The sequence below is a fragment of the Butyrivibrio sp. DSM 10294 genome (genome assembly GCF_028539135.1).
Taxonomy (GTDB): Bacteria; Bacillota; Clostridia; order Lachnospirales; family Lachnospiraceae; genus Butyrivibrio.
On sequence record NZ_JANSWL010000080.1, the window covers coordinates 91,622 to 108,123 of the forward strand.

A 16,502-nucleotide genomic window follows, 5' to 3' on the forward strand; every position below is an offset into this window, starting at 1 on the left:
TATGTCAGGAAAAGGGGAATAGACATGAGAACAGGACTGGTAATGGAAGGCGGCGCTATGCGAGGTATGTTTACCTGCGGCATTCTTGACGTCTTCATGGAAAACGGCATAACCTTTGATGGAGCGGTGGGAGTATCCGCAGGAGCGACCTTTGGCTGTAATATCAAATCAAGGCAGCCAGGAAGAGCCGTCAGATATAACAAAAAATATTGTACAGACAAGCGCTATCACAGCGTTTCATCTCTGATCAGGACCGGCGATATCTACAACGTGGAGTTCTGCTATGACGAACTTCCTTACAAGCTGGACAAGTGGGACATAGACACTTTTTCCAAAAGTCCAATGGAATTCTACTGTGTGGCTACGGATATGGGAACCGGCAAGGCAGAGTATCACAGGTGTATTGACGGCAAGAAGGAGGATATAACCTGGATTCAGGCTTCCGCCTCCATGCCTGTTGTATCCCGACCTGTGGAGATAGCCGGCAAAAAGTATCTGGACGGCGGCATGTCCGATTCCATTCCGCTTAAGTTTCTTGAGGGAAGGGGCTATGACAGGATTCTGGTTATTGAGACCCAGCCAGCCGATTATGTGAAAAAGCCACAGAAGTACATGCCCCTTATAAAGCTTATGTACGGCAAATATCCTCAGATGGTCCGCTGCATGCAGGAGCGCCATCTTATGTACAATGAGCAGAAAGGCTATGTCCGTGAAAAAGAAAACAGCGGAGAGATATTTGTTTTAAGGCCTGCAGAGCCCCTTCATATCGGCGCTGTGGAGAAAGATCCGGCAGAGCTTCAGAGAGTATATGACCTGGGCAGGGCAGCTGCTACCGCAAGATTGGAAGAGATTAAGGCATTCCTTCGATGAAGGAGTGCTTTTTTTATGCATTTATTTGCATATTGGGTTGAAGGGGAGGACCCAATACTTTACAATGGGTATTAAATGAGGTTTTTATGGAATTAAGTTTGGAGGAAATTTATGAAGACATTTGAAGGATTTATGTTTGGCGCCAATCTGGGTGGATGGCTCTCCCAGTATGACGACGACAGCAAGGAGCATTTCGATACGTTCATTACTGAGAACGATATCGAGAAGATCAAGAAGGCGGGCTTTGACCATGTCCGTGTTCCTGTTGACTACGTGATAATCGAGACTGAAGAGGGCGATCCCATTGAATCAGGCTATGAGTATATCGCCAATTGCATCAAGTGGTGCAGGAAGAACGGCCTGAATATGGTACTTGATCTTCACAAGTGCTACGGTTATTCCTTTGATCCCCTTGATACAGGAGCAAGCAAGGAGAAGTTCTTCTATGATGAGGCGCTTCAGCAGCGTTTTTATAAGACCTGGGAGACCATTGCCAAGAGATTTGCCGCAGATGCGGATATGCTTGCATTCGAGCTTTTGAACGAGGTTGTTTCACCAAAGGTTGTGGATGAGTGGAACGAGATCTCAAGAAAGTGTTCCCTGGCCATCAGACAGTACGCACCCAATTCTTACATCATCATCGGTGGCGTGTGCTACAACAGCGTAACCAGCGTACCTCTTCTTGGTAAGCCCATCGATGACAAGATCGTTTACAATTTCCATTGCTACGAGCCCTTCATCTTTACTCATCAGAGAGCTTTCTGGGTTGAGAACATGCCTAAGGACCTGGTGGTTGATTATCCCGGCAGCCTTGATGAGTACAGAGAGAAATCCAAGGAGCTGTCACCTGCCCTGGCAGATGCCATCAACAGAGGCGAGATCACAGAGATTGGACCTTCCTACTTCGAGAGCATCTTTGTTCCCGCTGTTGAGACTGCTGAGAAAGAGAATGTTAACCTTTACTGCGGAGAGTACGGCGTAATCGAGCTTGCCGATACAGAATCCGCCAAGAGATGGTTTGATGATATCCACAGCGTATTTAATAAGTACAATATCGGTCACGCTGTTTGGAATTACAAGGAAAAGGACTTCGGAGACACAGTACAGAAGTGCTTCTTCTAAAATATTAAAAATGGAATAAGCTTAGGAGCTTACATTTACTATGGATAAAAATTTGGAACCTCTATTTACACCTTGGAAAATCGGCAATGTGGAGATAAAGAACAGAATAGTTTTGACATCCATGGGCGGAACGGATCTTTTCGGTTGGATGGAAAAGAATCATTTCGACGAGGCCGGTGCAGACTTTATCCTGGAGGTTGCCCAAAATAACGCGGGACTTCTTCTTCCCGGTTGCCAGCCGGTCTACAATCCCATGTACGGCCAGTGGCTCCATAAGAATAAAAAGATGTACAAGGATCTGGCGGAGTGGATGCCAAAATTCCACGCCACCGGAGCCAAGCTCTTTGTGCAGCTCACAGCGGGCTTTGGCAGATCCTTTACCGTCAGTCCCATGATGGAGAAGCTGTATAACAATGGCTTTTTGAGGGTTTTATCGAGGCCCGTCATGGATCTTGACAAGATAACCGCCAGTGCCAGTCCCTCTCCCAACAGATGGTCGGACAAACTCCCCTCCAGGGAGATGACGGTGGCCGAGATACAGGAGTTTGTTAAGGCCTTCGGCAAGACCGCTGCGCTTCTTAAGGAGGCGGGAGTTGACGGAGTAGAGGTACATGCTGTACATGAGGGCTATCTTCTTGATCAGTTTACTCTTGGATATGTCAACAAGAGAACCGATCAGTACGGCGGAAGCTTTGAGAACAGATATCGCTTTGCGGTGGAAATAGTTCAGGAGATTAAAAGAGTATGCGGTAAGGATTATCCTGTATCCCTGCGCTACAGTGTGATTTCCAAGACCAAGGGCTTCAGACAGGGAGCACTTCCCGGCGAAGAGTACGAGGAAGTTGGAAGAGACTTTGAGGAGTCTGTTAGGGCTGCCAAGTACCTTCAGGACGCAGGCTACGACATGCTTAACTGTGATAACGGAACCTACGACGCCTGGTACTGGGCTCATCCCCCTATCTATATGCCGGAGAACTGCAATCTGTCCGACGTGGAGGCTCTTAGAAGGCACGTGGATATTCCCGTGGTCTGTGCCGGAAGGATGGACCCCAAGGTTGCTGCAGATGCAGTGGACAAGGGAAGTATCGACGGAGCGGGCTTTGCAAGGCAGTTCCTGGCTGACCCTGAGTGGGTTACCAAGCTGATGGCCGGAAAGAGCGAGGATATCAGACCTTGTATTCTCTGCCACAACGGCTGTTTTAACATGTGTCATTACAAGGGAGTCCCCAACGACCAGGATCTCTATGATAGTCTTCATCTTGCAAGATGTGCTGTTAACGCCGAGACCATGCAGAAGGACAAGCATCATATCAAAAAGACAGGGCACCCTAAAAAGGTCATCGTCATCGGCGGCGGAATAGGTGGCATGGAAGCTGCCAGAGTTCTTAAGCTAAGAGGCCATGAACCTGTGATCTATGAGAAGAGCGGAGAGCTGGGCGGCACCTTTATCGCAGCCAGCGCAGAGTCCTATAAGGGGAAGCTCCGCGAGCTCCTTGAATGGTATCGCAGACAGATGGAGGAGCTTGGCATAGAAGTTCATCTGAACACTCCCATCAAGGACGTGGGCAGATTCTGGAGAAGTGACATAATAATCGCAACAGGTGCCAAACCAAGATTTCTTGGCAACACTCCCGGTCAGGAGAAGATGATCGAAGCCTGTGATTATCTAAGGGGCAGGGAAGTTGGACAGAGAGTTGCGATCATAGGCGGCGGTCTCTCAGGCTGTGAGATAGCCTATGAGCTGGCTCTTCAGGGCAAGACTCCCATTATCGTGGAGATGAAGGACGACCTCATTTCCCAGAAGGGCGTATGTCTTGCCAATAGTTCATACCTCAGGGAGTGGTTTGCACTTCATAATGTAGAGGTGCATCTTGAGACCGGACTTAGCGAAGTCTGGGACGGTTATATCATCTGCAATGACAAAAAGGGCGACAGTTTCAGGATAGACTGCGACAGCGTTATCAGCTGCGTAGGATATATCCCCAACCCCGTTGTCAAAGAGAATGAGAAGACCAGCAACATGGACTACGTAGGCGACTGCAAAGAAGTAGGTAATCTTCGCAGCGTTATATGGCGAGCCTATGAAGTTGCCATGAGAATCTGAACAATAGGCCTCAAGTTATTTAATGTGATCAATTCCCGAAAACAGTTAGTGCTATTCGCAGCAAGTTCCTTTTTGACCAATGCACTTATTTATTATGTGCTTCGGAGTTATATCTTTTGCGCTGGTACTGTTGTATGTCATAATCCTGATCGATCCCATGTCACGTAAGACGAGGGCAGTTGCCTGAGGGAAGACAGATTGATGCAGGGAATCATTTGCTTTGAGAGAAGAGATGCCTATGCGACTTTTTATAGCGATTAACTTTGACGAAAACATGACCGATGCCCTTATTGAAATGCAGGACGATCTCATGAGATGGGGCGTGAACGGCAATTTCACCCGTGAAGAGAACCTTCACATGACCCTTGTATTCATCGGTGAGAGCGACGAACCGGAAAAGATTGAAGAGATAATGAGGGATGTTCCCCTCAGATCTTTTACCCTGCAGCTATCAGGAATGAGGCGGTTCAAAGACATGATATTCGCCAATATAGAAGACAATCCTGACCTAAACGACTACGTCAAGCGCCTTAGACACGCCCTCGCCGACAACGACATCGATTTTGATAAAAAGAAATTTGTGTCCCATATAACTCTTGTAAGACGGGCCAGCGGAGCCAAGGATATTCCGATGGGGTATGATGGGACTATGCATGAAAAAATGCGGGTAAACGGCATATCCCTGATGAAATCCGAGCAGGGCCGCCGCGGTATGGTCTATACGGAGATTGGGTATGTGAGGGCGTTTTGATTTGATGCTGGTTCTTTTTTTATGCTGAGCATATAATATAGGTGTAACAGTTCGTTATATTGTTGGAGGAGGTACAAAAATGGGAGACATCGCAGCAATACTCAAACAGATCAATGGCAACAAAGAACTCATGGCTCAGATCGCCAAGGCCGATCCGGCTCAGGCAAAAGACCTGCTGAAGAAAGCTAACATCGACGTCAGCGAGGCAGATATCAAGTTAGTCCAGTCCGCTGTGGCAGATGGTAAGCTTGATCTGAATGATATCAAGAATATTGCAGGTGGGTTATTCAAAAAGTAATGTGGTTTAACAAGGCGGCGCAGATCTTTTTGAAATCGTTCCTGAGCAGCCCTATACTGCTGCAGATATTAAATGGACCAATCCGCTTGCAAGATGCAACAAAGAGCAGATTGCCAGGAAGGATGTTCCTGTTAAGGGCACCATTGAGAACTTTGACAGTTACGATACTGTCTACATTGGCTTTCCAATTTGGTATGGCCAGGCGCCAAGAGTGGTATACACATTCTGCAAGGACTATGACTGGAAGGGTAAGACCATCCATGCCTTTGCTACATCCGGTGGCAGCAGAATAGGCAAAACAGCTGAGAAGCTTGAACCATCACTTCCGGGAGCTGCATCAGTCGATGCCAAGCTCGTGCATTCCGCAGCAGAACTATGAATATTAGCATTGAAAAAGCCTTCAGGGAAACCTGAAGGCCTTTTTACACACCCAAATATATATTTATGCGAAATGTACTCTGCGTACAGTTGTTCCGAAAGGCATAAGTGCAACCTTTGCAATCTTGAAGAACTGCTTTCCGAAAGGAATTCCCACAATAGTGATGCAGAGGAGACATCCGATTACAAAGTTGATAAATGCAAGTTCGATTCCGCTTACGAGGAACCAGACAAAATTAAGCAGGAATGAGAAGCATCCGCCTTCGTTCTCGACTTCTTTGCCAAAAGGGTTAAATGAGATAGATGCAAGCTTGAAGCACTGCATTCCCACAGGAATTCCAACTATTGTAACGCACCACAGAAGGCCTGCGATCATCCATGCACACCAGCTGATGAAGCCACCACATAATATCCAAAGTAAATTTGCTAATATTCTCATTTCATTATTCTCCTTTTTATTCCACATTTTGTTTGCCGATTATATATACGAATTAATTATACACTATGGCAAAATTTTTTTTCTAACATGGTAAAATAATCGGGAAGCATTGAATAATGTTTATATGAATGAGGAGAGGTGTGTATGATTAAAGCTGTAATATTTGACATGTTTGAAACGCTCGTTTCAATGTTTTCCGGTGATACTTATTTTAGTGAAGATATGGCGGCAGACTTACAGATCGAGGTCGCTGATTACAAAAATGCATGGCATACCACAGAACATGACAGAAGCTGCGGTAACTGCACAATAGAGGAAGGAATTAAAACAACCCTTGAAATGCTTGTGGCCTACAGCGAGGAATCCGTTAAGCTTATCGCAGATAAGCGAAGAAAGAACCTTGAAGGGATATTTGAACGAACTCCCGAAGAAACCATAGCTCTTTTACAGGAACTTAAGAAACGAGGCATTAAGATTGGCCTTATAAGCAACTGTTATTCCGATGAGGCTGATGTTATCAGAAAAAGCTCAATTTTCCCTTACTTAGATGTAGCAATGCTCTCATACGAGCAGGGAACCTGTAAGCCTGATCATGAAATATATAAGAAAGCAATGGATAAGCTTGGAGTTACTGCCTCGGAATGCCTGTTTGTCGGAGATGGTGGGTCAAAGGAGCTCTTTGCTGCCAGAGACCTTGGAATGAAATGCCTTCAGGCACAGTACTTTGCTGATCTGGCCTTTGAGCCGCATATTCCCTGCTACAAGCTTGATGACTTTGAACATGCATATACGCAGGAGGATATTTTGAAGGCGGTTGACAGTGAGTAACAGAGATTAGTATAAAAATAACTATGATATCTCCGGAATTGCCTATTTCACGTAATTTTACATAAAATCACATAGATTTACACCAATTTTTTTACATAAAGAGCAGTTGTTCTTAAGCAGAATGACTGCTCTTTTCTTTGATGAACACATTTTTAGTGGCAAGGCAAACCGCAATGAGTTTCATATAATTGCAGGCGAGCATCCGGTTGGGATCCTCAGCAAGGGGATTCAAGTAAGCGGAAGCATTATGTAATATTACCGCTGCTTTCATTGCCTTGGTGTGTCAGGCTAAAGAGAATTTTTAATTCTTTGCCACCTTCCTGCATACCGCGTTTGATCCATTCCAGCATCCATCCGTAAATGCCATATGCCCAAAAAGATTTCATATATGCTTCAAGGTTGGGCATTTCAGGCATTATCTGAATGGTGCTAATTATGGTTTCCATCATGATGGAGGACATACCTGCATTATAGAGAATGGTATAAAACTCTCTATGATCACGGTAAAAATCGAATAATGAGGGGAACAAACTCTCCGGCGTTGATTCGGGGTTAGACTCATATAGCTTTCCCCATTCCTTAATGAGCCGGTCCGACTCTTCTTTCAGAATATCCTCTTTGTTCTGGTAGTTGCGGTAAAAAGAGACGCGTCCGATTTCGGCTTTGCTTGTTAGTTCGCTAACAGAAATATCGGAGAGAGGCTTCTCCTTCAGAAGATCAAGAAGCGCAGTTAGGATCTGCTTTTTGACATATGTATTTTTTTGTTCATTGTTCATATTCATGCGATGAAACAAACCTCCCGGATATGTATCATTTTGCTGAAACACTTGTATCACCAATGAATTTATGATACATTTGTTTCATCGAGCTGTCAAGGAGGTTACCATGAAAAAGGCCATGAAGATTGTTTTGATTTTGCTGGGTGTCATACTCATCCTGCTTATAGCTGTGTTTTTTTATATCAAATCCAAACTCCCAAACGGAGGCGGAAATAATGACATCACGGAAGGGTATTATGAGCGCTTTCAGTCCGATGAACCACTGGAGATCCGGTACGCAAATCCGGGTTCATTTGAGACAAGCTGCACCGAGTTTACCTCTGATAATGAATCCATCGGAAAGGTAAGAGCCTGGTATCCGACAGAATTGGAAGGCAGTGATAAAATTTGGCCGATGATTATGGTTGTCAATGCCAGCGGAACGCCTGCTTCATCCTATGAGCCATTCTTTCCGCGTCTTGCTTCATGGGGCTTTGTAGTGGTTGGCAATGAAGACGGGCAGACCGGAAACGGTCAGACAGCATCCATTACATTAGATTTCATGCTGAATGTTCCGTCTGACAGCGTTCTTGCAAGAAAAATAGATTACCATAACATGGGAATCATCGGATACTCCCAGGGAGGAGCCGGTGCGATCTGCGCAGTAACGAAATATGAAAATGGTGCGTATTACAAAGCTATGTTTACCGGAAGTGCTGCGTATCCAACACTTGCCAGAAACATGGGCTGGGAATATGACGCCTCTAAAGTGACGATCCCTTATTTTATGGTAGCTGGAACGGGAAAGTCGGACGATTCCGGGTCTGATCCTGAAACAAGCTATGGAGGTGTTTCCCCGCTTTCAGCACTTACATCGAACTACAACAGTATCTCTGATGATGTGCAAAAGGTGCGTGCAAGAGCTGTTGGCGCTGAGCATGAGCAGATGCTGATGCGTTCGGATGGATATATGACAGCATGGATGCTGTATCAGCTTGCAGGAGATGAAGAGGCGGCTGCAGTCTTTGTTGGGGAAAATGCAGAAATCCTGCATAATAATAACTGGCAGGATGTGGAGAAGAATCAATGAACGAGAAAAAGAAGAAAACGATTCGAAAAATTTTGATTATATTTTTCATCATACTTGCGGTTCTGGCAGGAGGGATATTGTTTGTCCTGACACATACGCAGATCATTGTTGGTATGATTCAAAAGCTATCGGCAAGTACAGTGAATACGGCCAATCTCTATGAGCCGCTTGGAGAACCTATGGAAGGCTTAAAGGACAATGGACAGTATGTCATTACAGAGGTCAAGTATTCTGAAAACTATCCGAACAGCTACCTTGATATCACCTATCCAAGCAAGGATAGGGATGCATCAAATCCGACGCTTATATACTTTCATGGCGGAGGTTTTTTCGGAGGAAGCAAAAGCGTAGGAGATCCGCTTGCTGAGAGTGATGCTACGGCGCTGTTGGATGATATTTGCGCAGAAGGGTTTAATCTTGTAAATATTGACTACGTGTTGGTGCCGGAATATCATTTCCCGGATCCCTTGGTTCAGGCAAATGAAGCATTTCGATTTTTGATGGATCATTCGGAAGAATATCATTTGGATATGAACAGGGTGGTGATTATGGGATCATCTGCCGGCGCAATCATGACAAGCCAGCTGGGAAGTGTTGTTACTAATCCAGAATACGCTGATACTTTGGGAATTACTCCTGAATTAAAGCCGGAGCAGATCAAAGCGGTTGTTATTGATGATGCCCCTCTTGCATATAACAAGTTTTCTTTAGGAACAAAGATCCTTGTCGGAAACTATGTAAAGGGTTCAATATTCCTTAATCGTGAGGAAGTAAACAGATATAACAACATCCTTTGGGTTGATTCTAATTATCCACCTGCTGTTCTTTTGGGAAGCGAATATTACGTGGATATGCGCGATATGGATAAGGCCCTGACAGAAGCAGGAGTAGTACATGAATTGATCGATCCTCTTGCAGAAAGAAATATGGAGATGCAGCATTGCTTTGTTGCTTCGGAACGAGTGAACGATGTTGCGAGGGATGCATTTAATAGGATGATAGCGTTCATTAAAAGTCAGAATCCAGGTGTTTAACTGCACCTGGAAATTTTTTTGAAAAATTTGATGTAACCATTGCAACTACATCTGCCACGAAGTAAAATGGTGGCAGGAGGAATAGAATAATGCAGATATCAAGCAGATTTACGGTTGCACTTCATATTTTTACATGTGTGGATACATTTAAAGATGAACACAAGGTAACGAGCGATTTTCTTGCAGCCAGTATTAATACCAATCCTGTCATCATTAGAAAGATACTTACTCAGCTTAAGAATGCAGGACTAATAAATGTTATCAGAGGAACAGGCGGAATAGAGCTTACAAGAGATCTTAAAGATATAACTTTTTATGATGTGTATCAGGCAATTGAGCCTTTGGAGGATGGAGATCTATTCAGATTTCATGAATCACCAAATCCAGAGTGCCCTGTTGGTAGGAATATCCATTCGCTATTGGATGATAAGTTGAAAAACATCCAGGAAGCGATGGAATCAGAGATGAAAAAATACACTCTTAATGATTTAAGATCCGGAATGCAGGAACTGTTGGCAAAAGAAGCTTAACAATGAGACTCTGAGGCGTTTTCTTCAGAGTCTTTTTTAGAAGGACGTGGAATATGGAAACTAAGGCTATGCCAAAGAATACAACACAGGAAGAACGTCTTGATTATCTTGTAGAAGAGTTCAAGGCAGATTCTGCTGAATATAAGGAATTACAGACTCCAAATAGTACGGAAGATAAAAGACGAATCTTAAGGTCACTTATGAACATCCGTATGCCAAAAGAATTGTCCTCTGAAGTAATGGAAGTACAGGATGAATATCTGACAGAAAGAGCAGCTGAAAAGGGTGTGGTGAATCTATCAGACATCCCTGTTATCAGGGATGGACTTTCTATCTGGCAAGGAGATATCACAAGACTTTCGGTGGATGCTATTGTTAATGCGGCTAATTCGCAGATGCTCGGCTGTTTTGTCCCGATGCATACATGCATAGATAACTGTATCCATACTTTTGCAGGAGTGCAATTAAGAGCTGAGTGCAACAGGCAGATGAATGAACTTCGAATCAGATATGGAAGAGATTATGAGCAGCCGACCGCCGTTCCAATGCTCACTGAAGCGTATAATCTTCCGGCAAAGAAAGTTATTCATATAGTAGGACCAATTGTCCAATACAAACTTACTCCTGAATTGGAAAAGGATTTGGAGAACTGCTATAGAAACATTTTGGATATGTGTGCTGAAAATGGCCTAAAGAGCGTTGCTTTTTGCTGTATTTCGACAGGGGTATTTCATTTTCCTAACAAAAAAGCGGCTGAGATTGCGGTTAAGACTGTATCAGAATGGCTCCGTGATAATCCTGGTAAGGTAGAAAGGGTGATATTTATTGTTTTCAAAGATGAAGATAAGGCCATTTATGAAAAACTTATATGATGATATGCCTAATGGTTATCAGGAAACTATAGAGAAAGGAATGAATGCTGTGAGATACTTTACTACAAACATGTCCTATGGTAAGGGAAACAAAGAAGAACAGATAAGCAGACTTAAAACAGAAATCAAAGAAGCAGATGCCATTGTTATAGGTGCGGGTGCAGGATTATCAACATCAGCAGGGTTTACTTACAGTGGAGAGCGCTTTGAAAAATACTTCTATGACTTTGCCAAAAGATTAGGGATAAGAGATATGTATTCAGGTGGATTCTATCCGTTTCCGAGCGAAGAAATACGCTGGGCCTGGTGGGCGAGACATATTTATTTTAACAGATATATTGATGCTCCAAAGCCAGTGTATAGGGATCTTCTTAAGATGGTTTCCGATAAGGATTATTTTGTTATCACAACAAATGTAGATCACCAGTTTCAAAGAGCAGGTTTTGACAAGAAAAGACTATTCTATACTCAGGGTGATTATGGTTTATTTCAGAGTGTGAATCCTGCTATTCAGAAAACCTTTGATAATGAAGAGTGGGTAAAGAAAGCTATGGAAGCACAAGGTTTTGTAAGAGATGATCAGGGAGTATTTCAGGTACCGATTGATGGTAAGCTACTGATGGAAATTCCTTCTGAGCTGATTCCAAAGTGTCCTGATGACGGCTCTGATATGACTATGAATTTGAGAGCTGATGATTCTTTTGTTGAAGATGAAGGATGGCATAGGGCATCTGCGGCATATTCTGATTTTATTCGTAGACATGAGAATCTTCATGTTCTTTATCTTGAATTGGGAGTAGGAGCTAATACGCCCGTAATAATAAAGTATCCGTTCTGGCAGATGACGCTGGCAAATGAAAAAGCTGTATATGCCTGCTTAAATTATGGTGAAGCTTTCTGTCCGGAGGAAATTGAAGATAGAAGTATATGCATTGATGGTGATATTGCAAACATATTACAAGAGCCTTGACCGAAATTGACTCGTTTTGTCTCGTCTCGACCGACATTAGCACTTTTCTTATAGATTTAATGGTGCTATCATTGCGAAAATACGTGATAACAGTCTAAAGATAAAGCTGTGTCACGTAGATAGGCACGCTACTGTATAATCTGAAGAACGTAGCGTGCCTATTTCGCATTTACTGTATTTTCTTATCTAAATGACATTGGAACTGTCCCCGTGACTTCCCGTCCCCGTGACTGCCCTGACCGGTATTACATTATTTCAGCCTCTGCGCCTGATCATATATCCCCTTCAGCAGAATATCAAACTCATCAAATTTCTCCACCGCTGTCCTTGCTCCCTCTTCGCCCATACTGGACAAAGATGCCACCTGCTCACTTGTGGCGGCGAGGCTCGCAATATTATTATTGATCTCCGTTGCACTTCTTCCTATAGCTTCTATGGAAGTACCGATATCATTAAATCTTCCTATAAGGTTTCCAACGTTCTCCCCGATCTCTTCAAAAGTATCTGCGGTCTCTCTGATAAGAATGTCCTGAGCCTTGACAGACTCAGCTGCCGCATTGGTAGAGTCTACCGCATTCTGAACATCAGCGGAAAGCTCCTGCATGATGCTGGTAATCTGATTTGAAGCACTGCTGGTCTGCTCCGACAGCTGCCTTATCTCATCGGCAACCACAACGAAACCTTTCCCGGCTTCTCCCGCACGCGCTGCCTCAATTGAAGCATTGAGCGCAAGAAGATTGGTCTGCTTTGATATCGATATGATGGAACCGACAATCTTCTCAACCTTTTCGACCTTCTCAGTGACAGCTTTTGTGGATGCCACCGTCTTATCACTCATCTCAACAACATTTGCGGTCTTGTCCTTGAGCTGGTCGATGACCTTAGTCCCATCAATAACGGCTTTCTGCGTGCTCTCGGACATCTCAACCATCTGATTTCTCTTGGCATCAGCCACTTCCGTCTGCTCATGGATATCTGCTATCTGATGTGACTGCTCTGTCACGGCAGCTGCGGTATGTCCTGTGCTGCCCGCGATTTCCCTCATGCCATCGTGGTTTCTTCCTATGATGCTCTTTAACTCATCGACTTCCCCATGGGCCTCATCAAACAGCCCCGTAATTTCCTTGGCGATCTCCACCATCTGGATACGGGTCTTTTCCTGGGTCTCCTGCCCTTTCTTGATGGCCTCGTCGTCCTCTCTTACCAGGGTCCGCCTCATCTTAAGCGACTCTATTCCGGCAATTCCCGCAAGAATGATTATGAAACTGGCCACAAAATGGTCCCTGGGTATCGAACCTGTAGCAATAAGATTTCTGACCAGGACAATAAGTCCGCCTATGGTCATAGTCATCTGTCCCACCACATAGAGCCTTAAGTCCAGATAAAGAATACACGACAGCATTACCGGTATCGCGAATGCATAAAAAATCATTTCATTTTGTATTATCATGATAATGATATAGTAAAGAGTCGGACCTCCAAGAATGACCACTGCGCCAAACCTGGTCTCTCTGAATTTGATAAATCCAACCGTCATCTGCAGCACACCTGCCAGGACAGCGACAATCTCGATGACAAGCCCCAGGCTCATTCCGTGTGTTGCAGCATCCAGCACTACCATTAAAAGCGCAGTAAAGGCAATAATAAGGTTGATCTGAAATACTTTTTTGTTTGATCTTGCATACTGGTCAGGGGTCATATAATTATCTCCTTTAGCCATGAAAACAGAATTTAACTGTACAATAACTGACAAGTATAATTATACAATATTTCATTGTGAATAATTATTAAATAACGCTAAAACCAATCTTGCATCCGGTTATGAAGTCAGTCATGGGAAAACTATCGACTGACCGTATGCAAGATTGGTTTTTACGCCGTCGCGTTTTATAAAATCCGTTGAGTATCAACATCGTATTACATATAATTGAAAGTAAGGATTTACCGTCATAATGAGAGCGGTTCAGACGACAAAACAGAAGACAGATCTGAAAATGAAGACATGAGGGACGGAGGTTAGGATATGATTTTTCATCAGTCTATGGTTAAAATTATTGCCGTGATACTGGCATTTATAGGTCTGTGCGTTGGTGTGAATGTTACCTTTTTTCAGACACGGGGGTTTGTGGAAACAACAGCCGTGATTACAGACCTTACAGAGGAAGGGAGCGGCGATGATACAACCTATCGGCCCACTGTGGAGTATGAGGTTGACGGCGAAACTTATATCGTTAAGCTTGATAATTCCGTTAAAGCCGATAGTGTAGGCAATACGATCACTGTTTTATACGATCCGTCAAACCCGGAGCTTGCCTATGGCAAAAACGGGATGGGCATTTATCTGCTGATCGTCTGCCCGCTTATTCTGGCATTTGTTTTAATCTCTATTTTCAAGGGAAGAAGGGAAAGGCAGGAGAACAAGGAACGTCAGGAATTAAGTGGATATACAGGTTATGCTCCGCATGTTGCGGGAGGGGAAAGAGAACTCTATTTCCTTACTGACCTTGGCACCCCCAAGGCGGGTCATCGAATTGAAGATGAAAACAGAAGAGTGCTTTATGAGGCAAAAATGACAAAATTCGGTGTGGCTGTTGACTATAAATTTGATTTCATAGACCATGAACATGGAAAGACTGTTCCACATCTCGTAGGACAGGTGCTTGAGAGCACCTGGGGTACTCTTCTTGCCGATGTTCATGATACATTTGAATTTGACGGCGTGGATATATGGAAGCATTTGAAGCAAAATGGCATAAGTGTCGAGTCATCTGTCACAGCGGGTGAGGGTGCGCTTGTAGGAATGGAATATCGCATTTTGCGGGACGGAGAAGAAATTGCACACGCTGTGCAGACAAGTCAGTTCCCACATGAGGAAGATACAGACGCACATAAAGTGGAAGGCAAGATACCTATTCCGGGCTTTTATCGTATTTGGACGACAGAGGTATATCTTGATCTGCTGTTTGTTACGCTTATGGCCTTCGCCAGAAGCGGAGCCGGTGATGACAAGGGCGGCACCTACGGAGCTATACTTGGAACACTTGATAAAATGAAAAATAATGAAGGAAATATATGATAAGAGGATAATACTGATAGCAGAGTATATAGGAATATAAAAAAGAATATGAAATAAAACAACAAACGATTCAGTATGAAAAGATGCCATTACATGTTTTTACAAATCCGTCCTGACATGGTAATATATATTCGCTGTGTCAGGACTATTTTTATGTCACAATGTGCCATAACGCATAATTAATACAAAAATGGTGCCCGGCGTGGTGCTTGGTACAACAAGCTGAGATAACAAATGGCTTAAATAAAGCATTTTTAAAAGGAGATATATAAAAAATGAAACTAGGAATCGTAGGTTTACCAAACGTAGGTAAGTCAACACTTTTTAATTCACTTACAAATGCAGGAGCGCTTGCAGCAAACTATCCTTTCGCTACAATTGACCCCAACGTGGGCGTAGTTGCAGTACCGGATAAGAGGCTCAAGCTCCTTGGAGATCTGTATAATTCCAAGAAGGTTACACCTGCCACCATCGAGTTCGTTGATATCGCAGGACTTGTTAAGGGCGCCAGTAAGGGGGAAGGCCTTGGTAACCAGTTCCTTGCAAATATCCGTGAGACAGACGCTATCGTTCATGTAGTAAGATGTTTCGACGACCCCAACGTTGTTCACGTTGACGGATCAGTTGACCCTGCAAGAGATATAGAGACAATTAACCTTGAGCTTATTTTTGCAGATCTTGAGGTTCTTGAGAGAAGAATCGCCAAGGTTGCCAAGCTTGCCCGCATGGACAAGGCAGCAGCAAAAGAGCTGGAGATCCTTGAGAAGATCAAGGCAACCCTTGAGGATAACAAGATGGCAAGGGAGCTTGAGATTGAGGATCCTGAGGAGAAGGCTTTCGTTAACAGCCTGGATCTCCTTACCTGGAAGCCTGTTATCTACGCAGCTAACGTAATGGATGAGGATCTTGCCGATGACGGCGCTTCCAATAAATATGTGGCAGCTGTAAGAGAGCTGGCAGCAGGCTCAGGCAGTGAAGTATTCGTTATCAGCGCTCAGATCGAGGCTGAGATCTCTGAGCTTGATGAGGATGAGAAGGCAGAGTTCCTTGAGAGCCTTGGCCTTACAGAGTCAGGACTTGACAAGCTCATCGCAGCAAGCTACAAGACTCTCGGACTTATGAGCTTCCTTACTTCCGGTGAGGATGAGACCAGAGCCTGGACCATCAAAATCGGAACCAAGGCACCTCAGGCAGCAGGTAAGATCCACACCGACTTCGAGAGAGGTTTCATCAAGGCTGAGGTTATTAACTACGAGGATCTTCTTCGTGAGGGCTCCATCGCAGCAGCCAAGGAAAAGGGCCTTGTTCGTATGGAAGGTAAAGAGTACGTTGTTCAGGACGGAGACGTTATCCTTTTCCGTTTCAACGTTTGATGATTGGAG

At 44.1% G+C, this 16,502-nt stretch carries 16 protein-coding genes and 1 pseudogene; 14 read left to right on the forward strand and 3 right to left on the reverse strand.

The window, feature by feature from the left end; all coding sequences use genetic code 11:
* Positions 1–24 precede the first annotated feature (24 nt).
* The 6 genes and pseudogenes from NXH67_RS12050 to NXH67_RS12075 all read left to right on the forward strand — a co-directional run.
* Positions 25–870: a patatin-like phospholipase family protein gene (locus NXH67_RS12050; RefSeq protein ID WP_272797521.1), complete on the forward strand. Its 846-nt coding sequence runs from the start codon at positions 25–27 to the stop codon at positions 868–870.
* A gap of 111 nt (positions 871–981) precedes the next feature.
* Positions 982–1,992, forward strand: coding sequence for a glycoside hydrolase family 5 protein (locus tag NXH67_RS12055; protein WP_022776960.1), 1,011 nt, complete (start codon positions 982–984; stop codon positions 1,990–1,992).
* A gap of 40 nt (positions 1,993–2,032) precedes the next feature.
* Positions 2,033–4,096: an oxidoreductase gene (locus NXH67_RS12060; RefSeq protein ID WP_272797522.1), complete on the forward strand. Its 2,064-nt coding sequence runs from the start codon at positions 2,033–2,035 to the stop codon at positions 4,094–4,096.
* A gap of 238 nt (positions 4,097–4,334) precedes the next feature.
* Positions 4,335–4,847 carry an RNA 2',3'-cyclic phosphodiesterase gene (thpR, locus tag NXH67_RS12065; protein WP_272797523.1) on the forward strand — a complete coding sequence of 171 codons (513 nt, stop codon included), beginning with the start codon at positions 4,335–4,337 and terminating at the stop codon, positions 4,845–4,847.
* A gap of 79 nt (positions 4,848–4,926) precedes the next feature.
* The gene (locus NXH67_RS12070) at positions 4,927–5,145 is read left to right on the forward strand and encodes a hypothetical protein (protein ID WP_022776963.1); all 219 of its coding nucleotides are present in this window, start codon (positions 4,927–4,929) and stop codon (positions 5,143–5,145) included.
* Positions 5,146–5,173: 28 nt separating this feature from the next.
* Positions 5,174–5,524 (forward strand): annotated as a pseudogene (locus NXH67_RS12075) (flavodoxin); the annotation flags it as partial.
* Positions 5,525–5,587: 63 nt separating this feature from the next.
* On the opposite strand, the gene NXH67_RS12080 reads toward NXH67_RS12075, so the two are convergent.
* On the reverse strand, positions 5,588–5,962 hold the full coding sequence (locus NXH67_RS12080) for a YccF domain-containing protein (protein ID WP_272797524.1): 375 nt from the start codon (positions 5,960–5,962) through the stop codon (positions 5,588–5,590).
* A gap of 144 nt (positions 5,963–6,106) precedes the next feature.
* Here NXH67_RS12080 and NXH67_RS12085 point away from each other — a divergent pair, with 144 nt between their 5' ends.
* Positions 6,107–6,790: an HAD family hydrolase gene (locus NXH67_RS12085; RefSeq protein WP_272797525.1), complete on the forward strand. Its 684-nt coding sequence runs from the start codon at positions 6,107–6,109 to the stop codon at positions 6,788–6,790.
* Positions 6,791–7,035: 245 nt separating this feature from the next.
* Here the strand turns inward: NXH67_RS12085 and NXH67_RS12090 are convergent, their stop codons facing one another.
* Positions 7,036–7,572 (reverse strand): TetR/AcrR family transcriptional regulator, encoded by a 537-nt coding sequence (locus NXH67_RS12090; protein WP_272797526.1) that lies wholly within the window; start codon positions 7,570–7,572, stop codon positions 7,036–7,038.
* A 103-nt stretch (positions 7,573–7,675) separates the two neighbouring features.
* Between NXH67_RS12090 and NXH67_RS12095 the strand changes: the two genes are divergently transcribed.
* The 5 genes from NXH67_RS12095 to NXH67_RS12115 all read left to right on the forward strand — a co-directional run bounded on the left by NXH67_RS12095 (position 7,676) and on the right by NXH67_RS12115 (position 12,044).
* Positions 7,676–8,638, forward strand: coding sequence for a poly(ethylene terephthalate) hydrolase family protein (locus NXH67_RS12095; RefSeq protein ID WP_272797527.1), 963 nt, complete (start codon positions 7,676–7,678; stop codon positions 8,636–8,638).
* Entirely contained in the window at positions 8,635–9,672 is a 1,038-nt protein-coding gene (locus tag NXH67_RS12100) for an alpha/beta hydrolase (protein WP_272797528.1), read from the forward strand. Before NXH67_RS12095 ends, NXH67_RS12100 begins: the two co-directional genes overlap by 4 nt.
* Positions 9,673–9,761: 89 nt before the next feature.
* Positions 9,762–10,202 (forward strand): Rrf2 family transcriptional regulator, encoded by a 441-nt coding sequence (locus NXH67_RS12105; protein ID WP_022776971.1) that lies wholly within the window; start codon positions 9,762–9,764, stop codon positions 10,200–10,202.
* 53 nt (positions 10,203–10,255) lie between these two features.
* Complete coding sequence (locus NXH67_RS12110; RefSeq protein WP_272797529.1) at positions 10,256–11,074, forward strand: protein-ADP-ribose hydrolase; 819 nt, start codon at positions 10,256–10,258, stop codon at positions 11,072–11,074.
* Between the two features lie 40 nt (positions 11,075–11,114).
* Entirely contained in the window at positions 11,115–12,044 is a 930-nt protein-coding gene (locus NXH67_RS12115) for an SIR2 family NAD-dependent protein deacylase (protein ID WP_334305017.1), read from the forward strand.
* Between the two features lie 250 nt (positions 12,045–12,294).
* On the opposite strand, the gene NXH67_RS12120 is transcribed toward NXH67_RS12115, so the two are convergent.
* Positions 12,295–13,743 carry a methyl-accepting chemotaxis protein gene (locus NXH67_RS12120; protein ID WP_272797530.1) on the reverse strand — a complete coding sequence of 483 codons (1,449 nt, stop codon included), beginning with the start codon at positions 13,741–13,743 and terminating at the stop codon, positions 12,295–12,297.
* Between the two features lie 324 nt (positions 13,744–14,067).
* On the opposite strand from NXH67_RS12120, the gene NXH67_RS12125 reads away from it, so the two are divergent.
* Together NXH67_RS12125 and ychF are read left to right on the forward strand one after the other, a co-directional pair.
* Positions 14,068–15,120, forward strand: a complete 1,053-nt coding sequence (locus NXH67_RS12125; protein ID WP_272797531.1) for a DUF3592 domain-containing protein — start codon at positions 14,068–14,070, stop codon at positions 15,118–15,120.
* Positions 15,121–15,395: 275 nt separating this feature from the next.
* Positions 15,396–16,493, forward strand: a complete 1,098-nt coding sequence (gene ychF, locus NXH67_RS12130) for a redox-regulated ATPase YchF (protein ID WP_022776977.1) — start codon at positions 15,396–15,398, stop codon at positions 16,491–16,493.
* The last annotated feature ends 9 nt before the right edge of the window (positions 16,494–16,502 follow it).